Annotated in this window: 19 protein-coding genes; 14 read left to right on the top strand and 5 right to left on the bottom strand. The window is 57.2% G+C overall.

Translation table 11 applies throughout. The annotated features are described in order from the left end of the window. The first annotated feature begins 342 nt into the window (after window positions 1–342). The 9 genes from napF (at window position 343) to GV764_RS13415 (ending at window position 8,018) form a co-directional block, all read left to right on the top strand. A complete protein-coding gene (gene napF / locus GV764_RS13455; protein ID WP_161660586.1) occupies window positions 343–831 on the top strand; it encodes a ferredoxin-type protein NapF in 489 nt (162 codons plus the stop codon). After that, complete coding sequence (napD, locus tag GV764_RS13450) at window positions 821–1,084, top strand: chaperone NapD (RefSeq protein WP_161660585.1); 264 nt, start codon at window positions 821–823, stop codon at window positions 1,082–1,084. Before napF ends, napD begins: the two co-directional genes overlap by 11 nt. After that, the gene (gene napA, locus GV764_RS13445; protein WP_161660584.1) at window positions 1,081–3,567 is read left to right on the top strand and encodes a nitrate reductase catalytic subunit NapA; all 2,487 of its coding nucleotides are present in this window, start codon (window positions 1,081–1,083) and stop codon (window positions 3,565–3,567) included. Before napD ends, napA begins: the two co-directional genes overlap by 4 nt. A gap of 5 nt (window positions 3,568–3,572) precedes the next feature. After that, a complete protein-coding gene (gene napG, locus GV764_RS13440) occupies window positions 3,573–4,268 on the top strand; it encodes a ferredoxin-type protein NapG (protein WP_161660583.1) in 696 nt (231 codons plus the stop codon). After that, window positions 4,255–5,118, top strand: a complete 864-nt coding sequence (gene napH, locus GV764_RS13435) for a quinol dehydrogenase ferredoxin subunit NapH (RefSeq protein WP_161660582.1) — start codon at window positions 4,255–4,257, stop codon at window positions 5,116–5,118. Before napG ends, napH begins: the two co-directional genes overlap by 14 nt. Further along, window positions 5,115–5,564: a nitrate reductase cytochrome c-type subunit gene (gene napB, locus GV764_RS13430; RefSeq protein WP_161660581.1), complete on the top strand. Its 450-nt coding sequence runs from the start codon at window positions 5,115–5,117 to the stop codon at window positions 5,562–5,564. Before napH ends, napB begins: the two co-directional genes overlap by 4 nt. An 8-nt stretch (window positions 5,565–5,572) precedes the next feature. Then, window positions 5,573–6,172 carry a cytochrome c-type protein NapC gene (gene napC / locus GV764_RS13425; RefSeq protein ID WP_161660580.1) on the top strand — a complete coding sequence of 200 codons (600 nt, stop codon included), beginning with the start codon at window positions 5,573–5,575 and terminating at the stop codon, window positions 6,170–6,172. Window positions 6,173–6,264: 92 nt separating this feature from the next. Continuing rightward, on the top strand, window positions 6,265–6,840 hold the full coding sequence (gene nudK, locus GV764_RS13420; protein ID WP_161660579.1) for a GDP-mannose pyrophosphatase NudK: 576 nt from the start codon (window positions 6,265–6,267) through the stop codon (window positions 6,838–6,840). A gap of 134 nt (window positions 6,841–6,974) precedes the next feature. After that, window positions 6,975–8,018, top strand: a complete 1,044-nt coding sequence (locus tag GV764_RS13415; RefSeq protein WP_161660578.1) for a DUF1176 domain-containing protein — start codon at window positions 6,975–6,977, stop codon at window positions 8,016–8,018. Between the two features lie 32 nt (window positions 8,019–8,050). On the opposite strand, the gene tkt is transcribed toward GV764_RS13415, so the two are convergent. Next, the gene (gene tkt, locus GV764_RS13410) at window positions 8,051–10,045 is read right to left on the bottom strand and encodes a transketolase (protein ID WP_161660577.1); all 1,995 of its coding nucleotides are present in this window, start codon (window positions 10,043–10,045) and stop codon (window positions 8,051–8,053) included. 55 nt (window positions 10,046–10,100) lie between these two features. Then, on the bottom strand, window positions 10,101–11,051 hold the full coding sequence (gene tal, locus GV764_RS13405) for a transaldolase (RefSeq protein ID WP_161660576.1): 951 nt from the start codon (window positions 11,049–11,051) through the stop codon (window positions 10,101–10,103). A 292-nt stretch (window positions 11,052–11,343) separates the two neighbouring features. Here tal and maeB point away from each other — a divergent pair, with 292 nt between their 5' ends. Continuing rightward, window positions 11,344–13,623 carry an NADP-dependent oxaloacetate-decarboxylating malate dehydrogenase gene (gene maeB / locus GV764_RS13400; protein ID WP_161660575.1) on the top strand — a complete coding sequence of 760 codons (2,280 nt, stop codon included), beginning with the start codon at window positions 11,344–11,346 and terminating at the stop codon, window positions 13,621–13,623. Window positions 13,624–13,668: 45 nt separating this feature from the next. Here maeB and hemF read toward each other — a convergent pair whose 3' ends face one another. Both hemF and amiA read right to left on the bottom strand, forming a co-directional pair. Next, window positions 13,669–14,574, bottom strand: a complete 906-nt coding sequence (gene hemF / locus GV764_RS13395) for an oxygen-dependent coproporphyrinogen oxidase (protein ID WP_161660574.1) — start codon at window positions 14,572–14,574, stop codon at window positions 13,669–13,671. 3 nt (window positions 14,575–14,577) lie between these two features. After that, window positions 14,578–15,447 carry an N-acetylmuramoyl-L-alanine amidase AmiA gene (amiA, locus tag GV764_RS13390; RefSeq protein ID WP_161660573.1) on the bottom strand — a complete coding sequence of 290 codons (870 nt, stop codon included), beginning with the start codon at window positions 15,445–15,447 and terminating at the stop codon, window positions 14,578–14,580. A 216-nt stretch (window positions 15,448–15,663) separates the two neighbouring features. On the opposite strand from amiA, the gene GV764_RS13385 reads away from it, so the two are divergent. Continuing rightward, the gene (locus GV764_RS13385) at window positions 15,664–16,089 is read left to right on the top strand and encodes a GNAT family acetyltransferase (RefSeq protein ID WP_125295673.1); all 426 of its coding nucleotides are present in this window, start codon (window positions 15,664–15,666) and stop codon (window positions 16,087–16,089) included. A 27-nt stretch (window positions 16,090–16,116) separates the two neighbouring features. Here GV764_RS13385 and GV764_RS13380 read toward each other — a convergent pair whose 3' ends face one another. Further along, window positions 16,117–16,536, bottom strand: coding sequence for a YgiW/YdeI family stress tolerance OB fold protein (locus GV764_RS13380; protein ID WP_161660572.1), 420 nt, complete (start codon window positions 16,534–16,536; stop codon window positions 16,117–16,119). 98 nt (window positions 16,537–16,634) lie between these two features. Between GV764_RS13380 and GV764_RS13375 the strand changes: the two genes are divergently transcribed. The 3 genes from GV764_RS13375 (at window position 16,635) to GV764_RS13365 (ending at window position 18,707) form a co-directional block, all read left to right on the top strand. Continuing rightward, window positions 16,635–17,072: a DUF2919 domain-containing protein gene (locus GV764_RS13375; RefSeq protein WP_161660571.1), complete on the top strand. Its 438-nt coding sequence runs from the start codon at window positions 16,635–16,637 to the stop codon at window positions 17,070–17,072. Between the two features lie 62 nt (window positions 17,073–17,134). After that, window positions 17,135–17,707: an RpoE-regulated lipoprotein gene (locus GV764_RS13370; protein ID WP_161660570.1), complete on the top strand. Its 573-nt coding sequence runs from the start codon at window positions 17,135–17,137 to the stop codon at window positions 17,705–17,707. Between the two features lie 100 nt (window positions 17,708–17,807). Continuing rightward, entirely contained in the window at window positions 17,808–18,707 is a 900-nt protein-coding gene (locus tag GV764_RS13365) for a Dyp-type peroxidase (protein WP_161660569.1), read from the top strand. Window positions 18,708–18,781: the final 74 nt, after the last annotated feature.

Genomic DNA, 18,781 nt, shown 5'->3' with positions numbered 1-18,781 from the left:
CTTAGTCTGAGCGAACGGAACAATTCCACCCTACAAAAAACGGAACCCTTCCCCCGAACGGAACCCTTCCACCCTACAAAAAAACGGAACCCTTCCACTTATAAAAAAAACGGAACCCTCCCCCCGAACGAAACATTCCACCAAACAAATAACCCCCCTGGCGCCAGCCAAAAAGCCGCTCTCAGCGACAAACCCTCCTCATCCTTGATCCAACTACAGGATTTACCCCCTTAGGGTGATGCCCCCTCTACCCCTTGTCACATATTGTTACCACACTCCAATAACCGCATCGTTAATGCGGGCTCCCTCTTTATTAGTACGACTGGATTGCAAGGATTGCCGATGGCAGAAGTGTCGAGACGAAGTTTATTAACGGGCTGGCGCAGCAGCGCACCCGAATTTCGTCCACCCTGGAGTGGCAACGAGGATCATTTCGTCGAACGCTGCTCCCGCTGCCAGCAATGCGTAACTGCCTGCCAGACCCGTGTGCTCACTGTCGGCGCAGGTGGCTTCCCGAAAATGGACTTCGACCAGGCGGAATGCACGTTTTGCTACGCCTGCGCCGCCCATTGCCCGGAGAAGTTGTTCTTACCGCAAAGCGCCTCGCCCTGGGATTACCGGTTATCGATTAGCGAACGTTGCCTGGCGCACCGCCAGGTGGAGTGCCGCTGTTGTCAGGACGCCTGTGAAATGCAGGCGATACGTTTTCGCCCCACGCTAAACGGCATCGCCCGTCCTGAACCTGATGTGTCTTCGTGTACCACTTGCGGGGCGTGTATCCCGGCCTGTCCGGTTTCAGCTATCACCCTAAGGAGTCGTCATGAGTCGTGAATGGCACGTGTCCAGTTTATTCGTCCAGACGCGCCCTGACGCCACCGAAAGCGTGACGCAGTGGCTCAACGCCATGGCGAATACCGAGGTCGCAGCCAGTGAAGAAGCCACCGGGAAACTGGTGGTCGTGATGGAAGCCGCCAGCAGCGCGGCATTGATCGAAAGAATTGAGTCGGCACGTAATCTCGCAGGCGTGCTGGCGGTGTCGCTGGTTTACCACCAGCAGGATGAGCAAGGTGAGGAAACACCATGAAACTCAGTCGTCGTAGCTTTATGAAAGCTAACGCCGTCGCCGCGGCCGCTGCGGCAGCGGGCATCACAGTACCGTCCGTGGCCCGGGCGGTCGTCGGACAACAAGATGCCATTAAGTGGGATAAAGCCCCGTGCCGTTTTTGCGGCACCGGCTGCGGCGTATTAGTCGGCACCCAGAATGGCAAAATGGTAGCCTGCCAGGGCGACCCGGACGCACCGGTCAACCGTGGGCTGAACTGCATCAAAGGCTATTTCCTGCCGAAAATCATGTACGGCAAGGACCGGCTGACTCAGCCGCTGCTGCGCATGAAAGACGGCCAGTATAGCAAAGAGGGCGAGTTTACCCAGGTCAGTTGGGAACAGGCCTTTGATGTAATGGAGCAAAAGTTTAAAACCGCCATCAAAGAAAAGGGTCCGGACTCCGTGGGCATGTTTGGTTCCGGCCAGTGGACCGTGTGGGAAGGCTATGCGGCTGCGAAGCTGTTCAAAGCCGGTCTGCGCACCAACAACATCGACCCGAACGCGCGCCACTGCATGGCGTCGGCGGTGGTCGGCTTTATGCGTACCTTCGGCATGGATGAGCCGATGGGCTGCTACGACGATATCGAGCAAACCGATGCGTTCGTGCTGTGGGGCTCCAACATGGCGGAGATGCACCCGATCCTGTGGTCGCGCATCACCAACCGTCGCCTGTCCGATCCGAACGTGACCGTGGCGGTCCTGTCGACCTTCCAGCACCGCAGCTTCGAGCTGGCGGATAACGGCATGGTCTTTACCCCGCAGAGCGACCTGGCGATCCTCAACTACATCGCCAACTACATCATTCAAAACAACGCGGTTAACGAGTCGTTCTTCAAACAACACGTCAATCTGCGTCGCGGCGCAACGGATATCGGTTACGGCCTGCGTCCGACCCATCCGCTGGAAAAAGCCGCTAAAAATCCGGGTTCCGATGCCTCTGAGCCGATGACCTTTGACGAGTACAAAGCCTTCGTCGCGGAATACACCCTCGAAAAAACCGCCGAAATGACCAGCGTACCGAAAGATCAGCTGGAAGCGCTGGCGCAGCTGTATGCCGATCCGAAGAAGAAAGTGATTTCTTACTGGACCATGGGCTTCAACCAGCACACCCGTGGCGTGTGGGCCAACAACCTGGTGTACAACATCCACCTGCTGACCGGGAAAATCTCCCAGCCGGGCTGTGGACCGTTCTCCCTGACCGGCCAGCCGTCCGCCTGCGGCACCGCGCGTGAAGTGGGCACCTTTGCTCACCGTCTGCCGGCTGACATGGTGGTGACCAACGAGAAACACCGCGATATCACTGAAAAAATGTGGCAGATCCCTACCGGCACCATTCCGGCGAAAATCGGCCTCCACGCGGTGGCGCAGGACCGCGCCCTGAAAGACGGCAAGCTGAACGTCTACTGGGTGATGTGCAACAACAACATGCAGGCCGGGCCGAACATCAATGAAGAGCGTATGCCGGGCTGGCGCGATCCGCGCAACTTCGTCATCGTCTCCGATCCGTACCCGACCGTGAGCGCCCTGGCCGCAGATCTGATCCTGCCGACCGCCATGTGGGTAGAGAAAGAAGGGGCCTTCGGCAATGCCGAGCGCCGTACCCAGTTCTGGCGTCAGCAGGTCCAGGCACCCGGCGAAGCCAAATCCGACCTGTGGCAGTTAGTGACCTTCGCGAAACGCTTCAAAGTTGAGGAAGTGTGGCCGGAAGCGCTGCTGTCCCAGAAACCGGAATACCGTGGCAAAACCCTGTTCGACGTGCTGTTCGCTAACGACAACGTCAAGAAATTCCCGGTGAGCGAACTGGCGGAAGACCAGCTGAACGATGAATCCCGCGAGCTGGGCTTCTATCTGCAAAAAGGCCTGTTCGAAGAGTACGCCGCTTTCGGGCGCGGCCACGGCCACGACCTGGCGCCGTTCGACGATTACCACAAAGCGCGCGGTCTGCGCTGGCCGGTGGTTGACGGCAAAGAAACCCAGTGGCGCTACAGCGAAGGGCACGATCCGTATGTGAAAGCGGGCGAGGGCTACAAATTCTACGGCAAGCCGGATGGCAAAGCGGTGATCTTCGCGCTGCCGTTTGAGCCGGCGGCGGAAGCGCCGGATAAAGAATACGATCTGTGGCTGTCCACCGGCCGCGTACTGGAGCACTGGCACACCGGCAGTATGACCCGCCGCGTGCCGGAACTGCACCGCGCGTTCCCGGAAGCCGTGCTGTTTATCCATCCGCTGGACGCGCAGTCTCGCGGCCTGCGTCGTGGCGACAAAGTGAAAGTTGTTTCCCGTCGTGGCGAGCTGATTTCCATTGTGGAAACCCGTGGACGTAACCGTCCGCCGCAGGGGCTGGTGTACATGCCGTTCTTCGACGCCGCGCAGCTGGTTAACGTATTGACCCTCGACGCCACTGACCCGCTCTCCAAAGAGACGGACTTCAAGAAGTGCGCCGTGAAGGTTGAGAAGGTGTAACCACCGTGGCCCGGGAAAACGCACCTCGGCCGGCTCGCCGCCGCTTCCTGCGCGATATGGCGCGGGCAGCGGGCGGATTGACCGCCGTCGCCGTGGTGCTGGGGCTTGGGCAGCAGCGTAGCCACGCCACGGGGGTGCGGTTACGCCCGCCGGGCGCGCTGGGCGAGCCGGGATTCTCCCGCGCCTGCGTGCGCTGCGGACAATGCGTTCAGGCCTGCCCTTACGACACGCTCAAGCTGGCGACGCTGGCGTCCGGCCCTGAGGCCGGTACGCCGTACTTCGTGGCACGGGATATTCCGTGCGAAATGTGTGAAGACATTCCGTGCGCCAAAGCCTGCCCAAGCGGCGCGTTAGATAAAGAGATCGCCTCGATTGACGATGCGCGCATGGGAATTGCCGTCCTGCTCGATCAGGAAAACTGCCTTAACTTCCAGGGCCTGCGTTGCGATGTCTGTTACCGGGTTTGCCCGTCGATAGACACCGCCATCACCCTGGAGCTGGAACGCAATACCCGTACCGGCAAACACGCGCGTTTCCTGCCGACGGTGCACAGCGATGCCTGCACCGGCTGCGGAAAATGCGAGAAAGCCTGTGTGCTGGAACAGGCCGCTATCAAAGTGCTGCCGCTGGACCTGGCGCGCGGCGAGCTGGGGTATCACTACCGTTTCGGTTGGCTGGAGGGAAACCATGGCAAATCGTAAACAGGACGCCGGGCGCGATGCGCTGGCGGTAAAAGGGGTGTTTGGCGCTTACGGCTGGCTGATGGCGCGTCGCGTGACGCAGCTGCTGGTACTGGCGCTGTTTCTGAGCGGTCCGTGGTTCGGGGTGTGGATCTTACGCGGCAACTACAGCAGCAGCCTGCTGCTGGATACGGTGCCGTTAAGCGATCCGCTGATGATTGCCCAAAGCTTGTTGAGCGGTCATCTGCCCGGCGTACTGGCGTTGCTCGGCGGCGTGCTGATTCTGGCGCTGTATACCCTGGCGGGAAAGCGGCTGTTTTGCAGCTGGATTTGCCCGGTGAATCCATTGACCGATCTGGCCGCCTGGCTGCGCCGTCGCTTCGACATCACGCCGTCCGCCACGCTGCCGCGCTGGCTGCGTTATCTGGTACTGGCGATGGTGCTGTTAGCCAGCGCGCTCACCGGTTCGCTGCTGTGGGAGTGGGTGAATCCGGTCTCGCTGATGGGGCGCGGGTTGATCTTCGGTTTCGGCGCGGGGATCTGGCTTTTGCTGGCGCTGTTTCTGTTCGATTTGCTGGTGGTGGAACATGGCTGGTGCGGCCACGTGTGCCCGGTAGGCGCACTGTACGCGCTGGCGGGGCAGAAGGGTGTGTTTACGGTGAGTGCGGCGGGTCGTGAACGTTGTACGCGTTGTATGGATTGTTTTCACGTTTGCCCGGAGCCGCAGGTTTTACGGTCGCCGGTGCTGAATAAGGAAAGCCCGGTAGAGATTTCGGATCGCGATTGCATGACCTGCGGTCGCTGCGTCGATGTCTGTGCTGAAAAGGTTTTAAAAATGACAACAAGATGGAGTTCGGGAGCAAAATCATGAAAAGCCAAGTCCTGAAAAATGGATTCTTTCCCTGGATGACCGCATTGATGCTGTTAATAAGCGGTGCGGCGTGGGCGGCAGATTCGGTCGACTTTACACAGTCGCCGGAAGTGTCGGGCACGCAGGAGGGCTCCATACGTATGCCTAAACAGCAAGAGAAAATGGCGCTGAATTACGTAAACCAGCCGCCGATGATCCCCCATAGCGTGGATGGGTATCAGGTCACCACCAATACCAACCGCTGCCTGCAGTGCCACGGTGTCGAGCATTATCGTACCACCGGCGCGCCGCGCATCAGCCCGACCCACTTTATGGACAGCGACGGCAAAGTGCTTTCTGGTGTAGCACCGCGTCGTTATTTCTGCCTGCAGTGCCATGTGCCGCAAACCGACGCGCCGGCCATCATTGAAAACACCTTCACGCCTTCGAAAGGCTTTGGTCAGTGAGGGATGATATGGAAAAGCAACGTAAACCTGGCCTGATCCGCCGGATCTGGCAGTGGTGGCGACGTCCGAGCCGTATGGCGCTCGGTACGCTGCTGCTTATCGGCTTCGCGGCGGGGATTATCTTCTGGGGCGGCTTCAATACCGGTATGGAAAAAGCCAACACCGAAGAGTTCTGTATTAGCTGCCATGAAATGCGCAATAACGTCTACCAGGAATATATGGAGACGGTGCACTACAACAACCGCAGCGGCGTACGCGCCACCTGTCCGGATTGCCACGTGCCGCACGAGTGGGGCCCAAAAATGATCCGTAAGATTAAGGCCAGTAAAGAGCTGTACGGCAAGATTTTCGGCATTATCGATACCCCCGCCAAGTTCGAAGAGCACCGTTTAGAGATGGCGCAAAACGAGTGGCGGCGAATGCAGGGCAACAACTCGCAAGAGTGCCGCAACTGCCACAACTTCGATTACATGGATTTCACCGCCCAGAAAACGGTGGCTGCCAAAATGCACGACCAGGCCATCAAGGAAGGGAAAACCTGTATCGACTGTCATAAAGGCATCGCCCATAAACTCCCGGATATGAGCGAAGTGAAGCACGGCTTCTGATGCCGCTGAGCCGCCCGGCTTGCAACGGGCGGCTTTTTTTCTGTGATTTTCGACGTACACTAGATACCTGTCTTTCCGACCAGGTGGTAGATGTGTCGCTAAAAATCAACGTTATTAAAGATAAAATCCTTTCCGATAATTACTTCATTCTGCGCAATGTGACCTATGACATTGCCAGAGGCGAACAGGCGCCGGTTCGCCATATCCGCGAAGTCTATGACCGGGGCAATGGCGCGACAATCCTGCTGTATAACCGTGATAAAAAGACCGTGGTGCTCACCCGCCAGTTTCGCATTGCCACTTACGTGAACGGCAATCAGGAGGGATTATTGATTGAAGCCTGCGCGGGTTTGCTGGATGACGATGAGCCGGAGGTGTGTGCCCGTAAAGAAGCCATCGAAGAGACCGGCTTCCAGGTTGACGAGGTGGAAAAAGTCTTTGAACTGTATATGTCGCCGGGCGGCGTCACGGAGTTGATCTCCTTTTATCTTGCCGAATATGACGATTCACAGCGCGCCAGCGCTGGCGGCGGTATCGATGATGAAGATATTGAGGTGCTGGAAATTCAGTTCGATCGTGCAATGGAAATGATGAAAACCGGTGAAATTCGCGACGGGAAAACGGTCATTTTGTTACAGCTCCTGGCGATGCGTAACATTATGTCTTGATATACAGTCGTTTATGCTGCACAAAATTTGAATAAAGCTATCCGAAAAATCTGATTGAGTGATGGACGCCTGGGAACGAAGATAGGCGCGGAGAGTATTCTCTGTTTTCCTTTATCGTCAGGGTACCGGTCCTCATGTTGCTACGCGTTTTACTGCTGGTCATAACGAGCCTGTTTTGGGCTGCGCACGCTTTTGCCGCTCCGGTGCAAAAGCAATTCGATGACTGGCAGGTCACCTGCAACAATCAAAATTTCTGCAAAGCCCGCAATACCGGCAATCATGACGGTCTGGTCATGACCCTGAGCCGCAGCGCGGGCGCGCATACCGATGTGGAAATGCGTATTGAAAAGGGCAGTTTTTCCCAGCCCGCCAGCGATGGGCAGCCGATTGCCCCGCGCATGCTGCTCGACGATAAGCCGTTTTTCCCTACCGGCGCAAAATGGCAAATCACACCCCGTCGGTTAATCAACAACGAACCGCTCACCATCACCGCCTTTCTGGCCCAGATCCAGAACGCCAGACAGATCACCCTGGCGGGCGGCGCCGGTAAAATCTCTCTGGCAGGACTTAAAGACGCAGTCACCTTTATCGACACCCAGCAAAAGCGTGTGGGCAATGAAACCGCATGGGTCGCTAAAGGCGATGAACCGCCGCTTAATGTACCGCCTGCGCCTGCCCTGAAAGCCGTGGCGGTGAAGAACCCTACGCCAACACCATTAAGCAAAGAAGAGCTTAACGAGCTGCTCGACTACGGCGGCTGGCAAATGAATAACACCCAGTGCTCACTGGACCCGATGCGCCGCGAAGTGCGGGTTTATGCGCTGACTGACGATAAGGCGCTGATGATTATCAGTTGTGAGATGGGGGCGTATAACGTGGTGGATTTAGCCTGGCTGGTGGAGCGCAAAAAGCCGTTAAGTTCACGAGCGGTCCGTCTGCGCCTGCCTTTTACTCCCGCCAACCAAACCAATGATATTGAACTGATGAACGCCAGTTTTGACGAGCGCGCCCGTGAACTGGTGACGCTGGCGAAAGGCCGTGGCAAAGGCGACTGTGGCGTATCCACGCGCTGGCGCTACGACGGCCAGCGTTTCCGGTTGGTGAAATATGCTGAAGAGCCGAGCTGCGACGACTGGAACACGCCAGACGCCTGGCCGACGCTGTGGGTCACGAAGTAAAAAAGCCTGCCCGTTTGGGCAGGCTTTTGGGTTTATTTACCCAGCACCTGTTTCGCTTTCTTAACCACATTCTCCGCAGTAAAGCCGAAGAACGGGAACAACTTCTCGGCAGGGGCCGATTCGCCATAGCCGGTCATCCCGACGATCGCGCCGTCGATGCCCACGTACTTGTACCAGTAGTCGGCAATTCCCGCTTCAACCGCCACGCGGGCGCGCACGTCGCGCGGCAATACCGATTCTTTATAACTCTCATCCTGAGCTTCGAACACATCGGTAGACGGCAGCGACACCACGCGTACTTTGCAACCTTCGTCCGTCAGCGTTTTGGCTGCCTGCACGGTGATCTCCATCTCTGAACCGGTGGCGATCAGGATCAGATCCGGCTGCCCTTCGCAGTCTTGCAGCACATAACCGCCTTTGGCGATGGCATCGATCTGCTCCGCAGAGCGATCCATCTGGGCGAGGTTCTGGCGCGACAGGATCAGCGCCGTCGGGCCATTATGGCGCTCAATCGCCGCTTTCCACGCCACGGCGGCTTCGACCTGGTCGCACGGACGCCAGGTGCTGAAGTTCGGCGTTAAACGCAGGCTGGCCAGCTGTTCCACGGCCTGGTGCGTCGGGCCATCTTCGCCGAGGCCGATGGAATCATGGGTATAGACCATGATCTGGCGCGCTTTCATCAGCGCCGCCATACGCGCCGCGTTACGGGCGTACTCGACAAACATCAGGAAGGTGGCGGTATACGGCACAAATCCGCCGTGATGGGCGATGCCGTTGGCGATGGCGGTCATCCCGAATTCGCGTACGCCGTAGTGGATATAGTTTCCCGCTTCATCCTCTTTCAGCGATCGGGAACCGGACCAGATGGTGAGGTTACTCGGCGCCAGGTCAGCCGAGCCGCCCAGCAGTTCCGGCAGGATCGGGCCGTAAGTGTTCAGTGCGTTTTGCGATGCCTTACGGGTGGCGATTTTCGCCGGTTCCGCCTGAAGTTTTTTAATGTACTGCGCCGTGGTTTCCTGCCAGTTTTCCGGCATCCCGCCGCTCATCCGACGCTCAAATTCCGCAGCCAGTTCCGGGTGGGCTTTTTTATAGGCGGCGAATTTCTCATTCCAGGCCTGCTCGGCTTTACCGCCGGCTTCACGGGCATCCCACTGCTGGTAGATCTCTTTCGGGATCTCGAATGCCGGATGGTTCCAGCCCAGCTGTTTACGGGCCAGCGCCACTTCCTGTTCCCCCAGCGCCGCGCCGTGGGACTCTTCCTTACCGGCTTTATTCGGTGAACCGAAACCGATAATGGTGCGGCACATAATCAGCGAGGGTTTATCGGTGACCGCTTTGGCTTCTTCAATGGCCTTTTTCACCGCGTCCGGGTTATGGCCGTCGATATCCGGGATCACATGCCAGTGATAGGCCTCAAAGCGCTTCGCGGTATCGTCGGTAAACCAGCCTTCGGTCTCGCCATCGATCGAGATGCCGTTATGGTCATAAAACCCAATCAGCTTGCCCAGCCCCAGCGTGCCCGCCAGCGAACACACTTCATGAGAGATGCCCTCCATCAAACAGCCGTCGCCCATAAACACCCAGGTATAGTGGTCGACAATCTCATGGTCCGGCTGGTTAAACTGCGCCGCCAGCGTGCGCTCGGCAATCGCCAGACCCACCGCATTCGCCAGCCCCTGGCCGAGCGGCCCGGTTGTGGTTTCCACGCCTGGGGTATAGCCGATTTCCGGGTGGCCCGGGGTTTTTGAGTGCAACTGGCGGAAGTTTTTTAACTCCTCAATCGGCAGGTCGTAGCCGGAGAGGTGTAGCAGGCTGTACAGCAGCATTGACGCGTGACCGTTAGACAAAATAAACCGGTCGCGATCGTACCAGGTGGGATTGCTGGGGTTGTGCTTCAGGAAATCATTCCACAACACTTCCGCGATATCCGCCATCCCCATTGGGGCACCGGGATGCCCCGAGTTGGCCTTTTGTACGGCGTCCATACTGAGTGCGCGGATGGCGTTAGCGAGCGCTTGTCGAGACATAGAGTTCTCCATGGCTGATAAAGGGGTTAACCCGTTATTTTTCAAAGTAAAAGGATTACGATTTTGCGGCGAGCAGATCCTCAAGTTTGCGCTGATCAACGGCAAATGACCGGATACCTTCCGCTAATTTTTCTACTGCCATTGCGTCCTGGTTATGTTCCCAGCGGAACTCCGCTTCGGTCATCGGGGCAGGGCGTTTAAAGGTTTGCGGAGTGGGGATCAGTTTGCGCTGGACGGTTTCTTCGGCGGCCTGGAGCTGTTTCAGCAAATCAGGCGAAATCGTCAGGCGGTCGCAGCCTGCCAGCGCCAGGATCTGCTCGGTACGACGGAAGCTCGCGCCCATCACGATAGTGTCGTAGCGGTACTGCTTGTAATAGTCATAGATATTGCGCACCGATTTCACGCCCGGATCTTCTTCCACCACGTAGGGGTCCATTGGCTTGCGGGCCTGATACCAGTCGTAGATGCGCCCGACAAACGGCGACACCAGGTAAACGCCCGCTTCGGCGCAGGCACGCGCCTGGGCGAAGGAAAACAGCAGCGTCAGGTTGCAGTTAATGCCTTCTTTTTCCAGCGCTTCCGCGGCGCGGATGCCTTCCCATGTGGAAGCAAGCTTGATCAGAATCCGTGATTTATCAATGCCCTGTTCGGCGTACAGCGCCACCAGACGGCGGGCTTTTTCAATGCTTTTTTGCTTGTCGAATGAGAGCCTTGCATCCACTTCGGTTGATACGCGTCCTGGCACGCTTTTCAGAATTTCCGCGCCAATGTTAACGGCCAGTTTGTCGCAGGCTTCGGCAATCTGCTGTTCCTGCGTTTCACCACGGGATTTACCGTAGCGTAAGGCGTCCTCGACCAGCGGCTTATAAGCCTCAAGGGCGGCGGCTTTCAGTAACAGCGAGGGGTTGGTGGTGGCGTCTTCCGGTTGATAATGGCGAATCGACTCAATATCGCCGCTGTCGGCCACGATGGTGGTAAACTGTTTGATACCTTCTAGTTGGTTCATGAAATTTACTCCTTTGTATACAAATGCTTATCAGAGAGCTTCCCGGCGCTCCCTTAAACAAGAAACCAAGTGCATAACAAAAAAGCATAGCAGACAGGCATGGCATTGCCTGGCGCAGCAGGTAACATAGTCTCTATAAATTGCTAACAATCTTTGCCATACATTGATGATACTTTGGCAACGTTCAAAGTTTGTTAGCCGTCAAAGGGCCATACTATGGCCCACTCAAAAAGGGCGCGGTACGCATTGCCCTCCCGTTACTTCCCAGAACGAAAAGTAAAGGACCAGAAAAATGGATGAACAGTTGAAACAAAGTGCCCTCGATTTCCACGAGTTTCCGGTACCAGGGAAAATTCAGGTTTCTCCAACCAAACCGCTTGCCACCCAGCGCGATCTGGCGCTGGCCTATTCGCCAGGCGTTGCCGCGCCTTGTCTGGAAATCGAAAAAGATCCGCTGGCGGCCTTTAAATACACGGCACGCGGCAATCTGGTGGCGGTGATCTCCAACGGCACCGCAGTGCTGGGCCTTGGCAATATTGGCGCGCTGGCCGGTAAGCCGGTGATGGAAGGTAAGGGCGTGCTGTTCAAGAAATTTGCCGGTATCGATGTCTTCGATATCGAAGTGGATGAACTGGATCCGGACAAATTTATTAACGTTGTCGCCGCGCTGGAGCCGACCTTTGGCGGTATCAACCTTGAAGATATTAAAGCGCCGGAGTGCTTCTATATTGAGCAGCAGCTGCGTGAGCGCATGAATATCCCGGTGTTCCACGACGATCAGCACGGCACGGCGATCATCAGTACTGCCGCCATTCTGAACGGCCTGCGCGTGGTGGAAAAAAATCTGTCTGACGTGCGCATGGTGGTGTCAGGCGCGGGGGCGGCGGCGATTGCCTGTATGAACCTGCTGGTGGCGCTGGGGATGCAGAAGCACAACATCGTGGTGTGCGACTCGAAAGGCGTCATCTATAAAGATCGCGAGCCGAACATGGCGGAAACCAAAGCGGCTTACGCGGTAGAAGATGACGGCAAACGCACCCTGGACGACGTGGTCGACGGCGCGGATATCTTCCTCGGCTGTTCCGGCCCGAAAGTGCTGACCCCGGAGATGGTCAAAAAAATGGCGCGCGCGCCGCTGATCCTGGCGCTGGCTAACCCGGAACCGGAAATCCTGCCGCCGCTGGCGAAAGAAGTGCGTCCTGACGCGATTATCTGTACTGGCCGCTCCGACTACCCGAACCAGGTGAATAACGTACTGTGCTTCCCGTTCATCTTCCGTGGCGCGCTGGATGTGGGCGCAACCGCCATTAACGAAGAGATGAAACTGGCGGCGGTCCACGCCATTGCCGAACTGGCCCATGCGGAGCAGAGCGAAGTGGTGGCCTCGGCCTACGGCGATCAGGATCTGAGCTTTGGCCCGGAATACATTATCCCGAAACCGTTCGACCCGCGCTTGATCGTCAAGATTGCGCCGGCAGTGGCGAAAGCGGCAATGGATTCCGGCGTGGCGACCCGCCCGATCGAAGATTTCGATGCCTATATCGATAAGCTCACCGAGTTTGTTTACAAAACTAACCTGTTTATGAAGCCGATTTTCTCCCAGGCGCGTAAAGATCCGAAACGCGTGGTACTGACCGAGGGGGAAGATAACCGCGTGCTGCACGCGACCCAGGAACTGATTTCCCTCGGCCTGGCGAAGCCGATCCTGGTGGGCCGCCCGAGCGTAATTGAAATGCGTATCCAGAAGCTGGGTCTGCAAATCAAAGCGGGCGTCGATTTCGAGATCGTCAACAATGAATCCGATCCGCGCTTTAAAGAGTACTGGAACGAGTACTACACCATCATGAAGCGCCGCGGTATTACCCAGGAGCAGGCGCAAAAAGCAGTGATCGGCAACACCACCGTGATCGGCGCGATCATGGTGCATCGCGGTGAAGCGGATGCCATGATTTGCGGCACCATCGGCGATTACCACGAGCATTTCAGCGTGGTGCAGGAGATCTTCGGCTACCGTGAAGGCGTGAAAGCGGCGGGGGCGATGAACGCGCTGCTGCTGCCGAGCGGCAACACCTTTATCACCGATACCTACGTCAACGACGATCCGACGCCGGAACAGCTGGCGGAAATCGCCATCATGGCGGCGGAAACCGTGCGTCGTTTTGGTATTGAACCGAAAGTGGCGCTGCTGTCGCATTCTAACTTTGGTTCCTCCAACTCTCCGGCGGCCACCAAAATGCGCCAAACTCTGGATCTGGTACGCGAACGCGCCCCGGACCTGATGATTGACGGCGAAATGCACGGCGATGCGGCGCTGATTGAAAGCATCCGTAACGAACGTATGCCGGACAGCCCGCTGAAAGGCTCTGCCAACATTCTGGTGATGCCGAACGTGGAAGCGGCGCGGATCAGCTACAACCTGCTGCGCGTCTCCAGTTCAGAAGGCGTAACCGTCGGGCCGGTGCTGATGGGCGTGGCGAAACCGGTACACGTATTAACGCAGATCGCGTCGGTGCGTCGTATCGTCAATATGGTAGCGCTGGCGGTTGTTGAAGCGCAGACCAATCCGCTGTAATCCTGCGTTGCAATGAAAATCAGACGCCGCGGCGTCTGATTTTTTTTATGGCTTCAGCCACTCTTTGACCTGAATAAACTCGCTAAGCGCCGCCTCAGGGCTGCCCGTCTCGGGCTGGAAATTGTATTCCCAGCGCACCAGCGGCGGCATCGACATCAATATCGATTCGGTGCGCCCGCCGGTTTGCAGTCCAAACAGCGTGCCGCGATCCCACACCAGATTAAATTCCACATAGCGGCCCCGGCGATAGAGCTGGAAATCGCGCTCGCGCTCGCCCCAGGCCAGCGCTTTACGGCGCTCGACGATGGGCAGGTACGCATCCAGATAGCCCTGGCCTACCGCCTGAATAAAGGCGAAGCAGCGCGTAAAATCCGGGGTGTTGAGATCGTCGAAGAACAGACCGCCGATGCCGCGCGGCTCGTTGCGGTGCTTCAGGAAGAAATAGTCATCACACCATTTCTTGTAGCGCGGGTAAACGTCCTCGCCGAACGGCGCGCACAGATCCCGCGCGGTACGGTGCCAGTGCACCGCATCCTCTTCAAAGCCGTAACAGGGCGTTAAATCGAACCCGCCGCCAAACCACCACACCGGCTCGGCATCGGGCTTGGTGGCGATAAAAAACCGCACGTTGGCATGGCTGGTGGGGACATAAGGATTACGCGGATGCACCACCAGCGAAACGCCCATCGCTTCGAAGCTGCGCCCCGCCAGTTCCGGGCGGTGCGCGGTGGCGGAAGCGGGCAGGGCATCGCCGTAAACGTGGGAAAAGTTAACCCCCGCCTGCTCGAACACGCCGCCGTCGCGCAATACCCGGCTGCGCCCGCCGCCGCCCGCGTCGCGCTGCCAGTTATCTTCGATAAAGTCTGCGCCGTCGATGGCGCTGAGCTGCTGGCAAATCCGATCCTGCAAACCCAGCAAAAACTGTTTAACCGCTGAAATATCCGGCGTCATGGCTTAGCCTCGTCTGGAGTGGGCTTTGTGATTATCAAACCAGTTAAAATAGCTGATCACCCCGCTGGCGATGGCGTTGGCGATTTTCTGGCGAAACGCCTGGGTGCCCAGCAGCCGTTCCTCTTCAGGGTTGGTGATAAACGAGGTTTCCACCAGCACCGACGGCACCGACGGGGATTTCAGCACCACAAACGCCGCCTGCTCGGTGGAGCGGCTGTGCAAACGATGCACTGGCTTAATCTGGCGCAAAATATGCGATCCCAGCGTCAGGCTGTTTTTGATGGTGTCGGTTTGCACCAGATCGAACAGCACCTGCTGCAAATACTGGTCTTTTTGCTTCACCTTGCTGCCTGCGACATCATCCGCGGCGTTCTCGCGCTCGGAGAGGTATTTCGCCATGGCGCTACTGGCTCCGCGATTCGACAGGGCAAATACCGATGCCCCCGCTGCCGATGGATTAGTGAAGCCGTCGGCGTGGATCGACATAAACAGGTCTGCGCCGTGCTTATGGGCGATTTCCACCCGATCGTACAGGGGAATGAAGGTGTCGCCGCTGCGGGTCAGCCGGGCGTCGATCCCTTTGCTCTTGAGAATATTGCGCACGTTTTTGGCAATCGCCAACACGACATGCTTTTCTTTTGAGCCGTTAGCGCCAATCGCGCCGGTGTCGATCCCGCCGTGGCCCGGATCGAGCACCACGACGCGGCGCGCGCCGGATTTTTTCTTCTTCGCCGGGGTATGTCCGTTGGAGGTTTTCAGCGCTTTGCTCTCTTCCCGGGCAAAGGCTTTGTTCACACCTGAAAGGGTCAGGGCGGCGAGGCCAGTCAACAGCATCTGGCGTCGGGTGAGTTTGGTAAATTTTATCGTGCTCATGCGGCCTGAATGTCGGTTAGAACAAAAGAATAGAGTTATAGCTTACCGTGGTTATCCGCACGACCTTCTATGATAAGAAAAGTTTTACGGCTCGTTTCAGACAACGACGGGGGCGTTATTATGCCATTAACCGTGAAGTTTTGGTCCGGGATATTGGCTATTGATGCCGTTAACGCCATAATCACGTTTTTTATTCCATAAATAATGGGGAATACCATGGAGATACGCGTTTTTCGCCAGGACGATTTCGAGGAAGTGATCACCCTGTGGGAACGTTGCGACTTGCTTCGCCCCTGGAACGACCCGGAAATGGATATCGAGCGCAAAATCAATCACGACGTATCGCTGTTCCTGGTGGCAGAAGTGGCCGGGGAGATCGTCGGTACGGTAATGGGCGGCTATGATGGACATCGCGGCTCCGCGTATTATCTCGGCGTGCATCCTGAATTCCGCGGGCGCGGTATCGCCAATGCGCTGCTCAGCCGTCTGGAAAAGAAACTGATCGCGCGCGGTTGCCCGAAGCTTCAACTGCTCATCCGTGAAGAAAATGATGTGGTGCTCGGCATGTACGAACGTCTCGGCTACGAGCACCAGGATGTATTAAGCCTGGGTAAGCGGCTTATCGAAGACGAAGAGTATTAAAAACCCGCCGCGTGGCGGGTTTGTTGTTTAACCCTTAGTCACTTTTTTCACGTCGATTTCTACCGAGTTCCAGTCTTTATCCACTTCACCTTCGATACGCACTTTGTCGTTCGGGGTGATGGAGACGCCGCCCCAGTTATCGTCGTCGATATCGACATTCACGGTGCCAGTGCTGTCGCGGAATTCATACAGCTCTTTACCGACCTTACGAACGATATTGCCTTCCAGCACCACCCATGCGTCATCACGCAGGCCTTTGGCCTGTTCCACGGTGGTGGTGGCGGCGTCCGGGCCGACGAAACCGCCTTTTTGGGTGTTTTGCGTGGTCGGAGTGTTTTGGGTTTTGGTGGCGTCTGGCCCGCTAAATCCACCAGACTGCTGGGCGAACGCGGTCACGCTGAACAACAAACCTGCCGCGATGGAAGCGGCAACAAAGGTTTTTTTCATATCAATCTCCATTTGTGATGAGGCAGAGAATTTTGTCTTAAACGCAATGCCAGTGACATAATTCTCGCTCAGATGTCTCATCTGTCCAGGACCTATACATGTTTTTACCAAACGATTATGACCCGCACGGGCGATTGAAATTGCCGGTTTTTTTCTGGCTGGTGTTACTGTTACAGGCCAGAACCTGGGTGCTGTTTGTGGCGGCGGGCGCATCCCGCGAACAGGGCGAGGCGCTGATGAGGCTGTTTTATCCCGACAGCGAGACGTTCTGGCTGGGGCTGCTACCGGGCATTCCGGCGGTGCTGGCGTTTCTGCTGAGCGGCAGGCGAGAGCGCTGGCCGAAACTCTGGACGGCGTGGCGCTGGATATTGATTGCGGCCCAGTGTGGGCTGTTAATCTGGCAGATCGCCATGGCGGTGAGCGAAGCGGCGTTAAGCGGCGTCACCCTGGCGCTGATGGTGCTGGATGGCGTGGCATTGGTCTGGCTGCTGACCAATCCGCGCTTAAAAGCCTGTTTTTCACCTTCTGATGCGTAAACCGGGCACTTTTCGGCCCGGCGACACTCCAAGGTGGGTTGTTTTTTAAAAAGGAATCGCGAATGAAATTGCGTCTGCTGGTGTGTGCGGCACCGTTTCTGCTTGCCGGGTGTTCAACCCTGTCCGGAATGAACTGGGGAGCGATGAACCCCGTCAACTGGTTTAGCTCTTCTGTTGAGGTCTCTGAAAATGGCGTCGGGGACATTACCGCCAGCACGGCGATGGACGAGAAAGCCATTGCCGATGGGCTTAACGGCGACTACCGCCTACGCAGCGGGATGAAAACCGCTAACGGCAATATTGAGCGCTATTACGAAGCCCTGAAAGGCGACACGCTGGCCATGGTGATCAACGGTGAAAAGGGCACCGTGAGCCGTATTGACGTGCTGGATCCGGACGTGGAAACCGCCAGCGGGGTGAAAGTCGGCACGGAATTCAGTTCCCTGTACAGCAAAGCCTACGGCGCGTGCCAGAAGGGCAGCGGCGATGACGCCAGCGCCGTTGAGTGTCAGGCACCGGATAGCCAGCACATCACCTATCTGTTTACAGGCGAGTGGCGTGGGCCGGAAGGATTAATGCCGTCTGATGATGCGTTAAAAAGCTGGAAACTCAGCAAAATCGTCTGGCGTCGCTAAGCGCGGCGATCTTGCGCCCGGGCAAGGCGCGGCGCGAAAAATCAGGTAAAATGCCGGACATCTCTGGTCACGTTCTGTGGCCTCGTTTTCAGGAGGAGAGATGTCTCAGGTTCAAAGTGGCATTCTGCCCGAACATTGCCGCGCCGCAATTTGGATAGAAGCAAACGTATCCGAAAATTTCGATGCGGTGCGCGCAGGCTGTAAAACCTTTAACAGCAAACTGGCCGAGCTGCAGGCGGCCTTCCCGGATGCCCATTTAGGCGCGGTGATCGCTTTCGGGCACGACGTCTGGCGCGATATCAGCGGCGGCGTGGGCGGCGAAGAGTTGAAAAACTTCGCGCCGCTGGGCAAGGGCCTGGCCCCCGCCACGCAGCACGATTTGCTGATCCATATTTTGTCTCTGCGCCACGACGTGAATTTTTCCGTGGCACAGGCGGCCATCGCTGCCTTTGGCGACGCGATGACTGTGGTGGAAGAAACCCACGGTTTCCGTTGGGTGGAAGACCGCGATCTCAGCGGCTTTGTTGACGGCACCGAAAACCCGGCCGGGGATGACGTGCGCCGCAGCGTGGCGGTGATTAACGACGGCGTGGACGCGGGCGGCAGCTATGTGTTTGTACAGCGCTGGGAGCACAATCTCAAACAGCTGAACCGGATGAGCGTGCCGGATCAGGAGATGATGATTGGCCGCACCAAACAGGACAATGAAGAGATCGACGGCGATGAACGCCCCGTGACCTCGCATCTGACCCGCGTCGATCTTAAAGAGAACGGCAGGGGGCTGAAAATTGTCCGCCAGAGCCTGCCTTACGGCACCGCCAGCGGCACCCACGGCCTTTACTTCTGCGCCTACTGCGCCACGCTGCATAATATCGAACAGCAGTTGCTGAGCATGTTCGGCGACCTGGACGGCAAACGCGACGCCATGCTGCGCTTCACCAAACCGGTCACCGGCGGCTATTACTTCGCGCCCTCGCTGGACCGCCTCAACAGTTTGTAAAATCTGCACAGCGCGGTTTTCTGCCGCGCTTATTCTCTTTTCGACTTCCAAATCACCAAACGGTATATAAAAGC

Origin of the sequence: Atlantibacter hermannii (assembly GCF_009907385.1) — a bacterium.
GTDB lineage: Bacteria > Pseudomonadota > Gammaproteobacteria > Enterobacterales > Enterobacteriaceae > Atlantibacter > Atlantibacter hermannii_A.
Note: the sequence above shows the minus strand (reverse complement) of the source record. Positions and strands in the feature narration are given on the sequence as shown.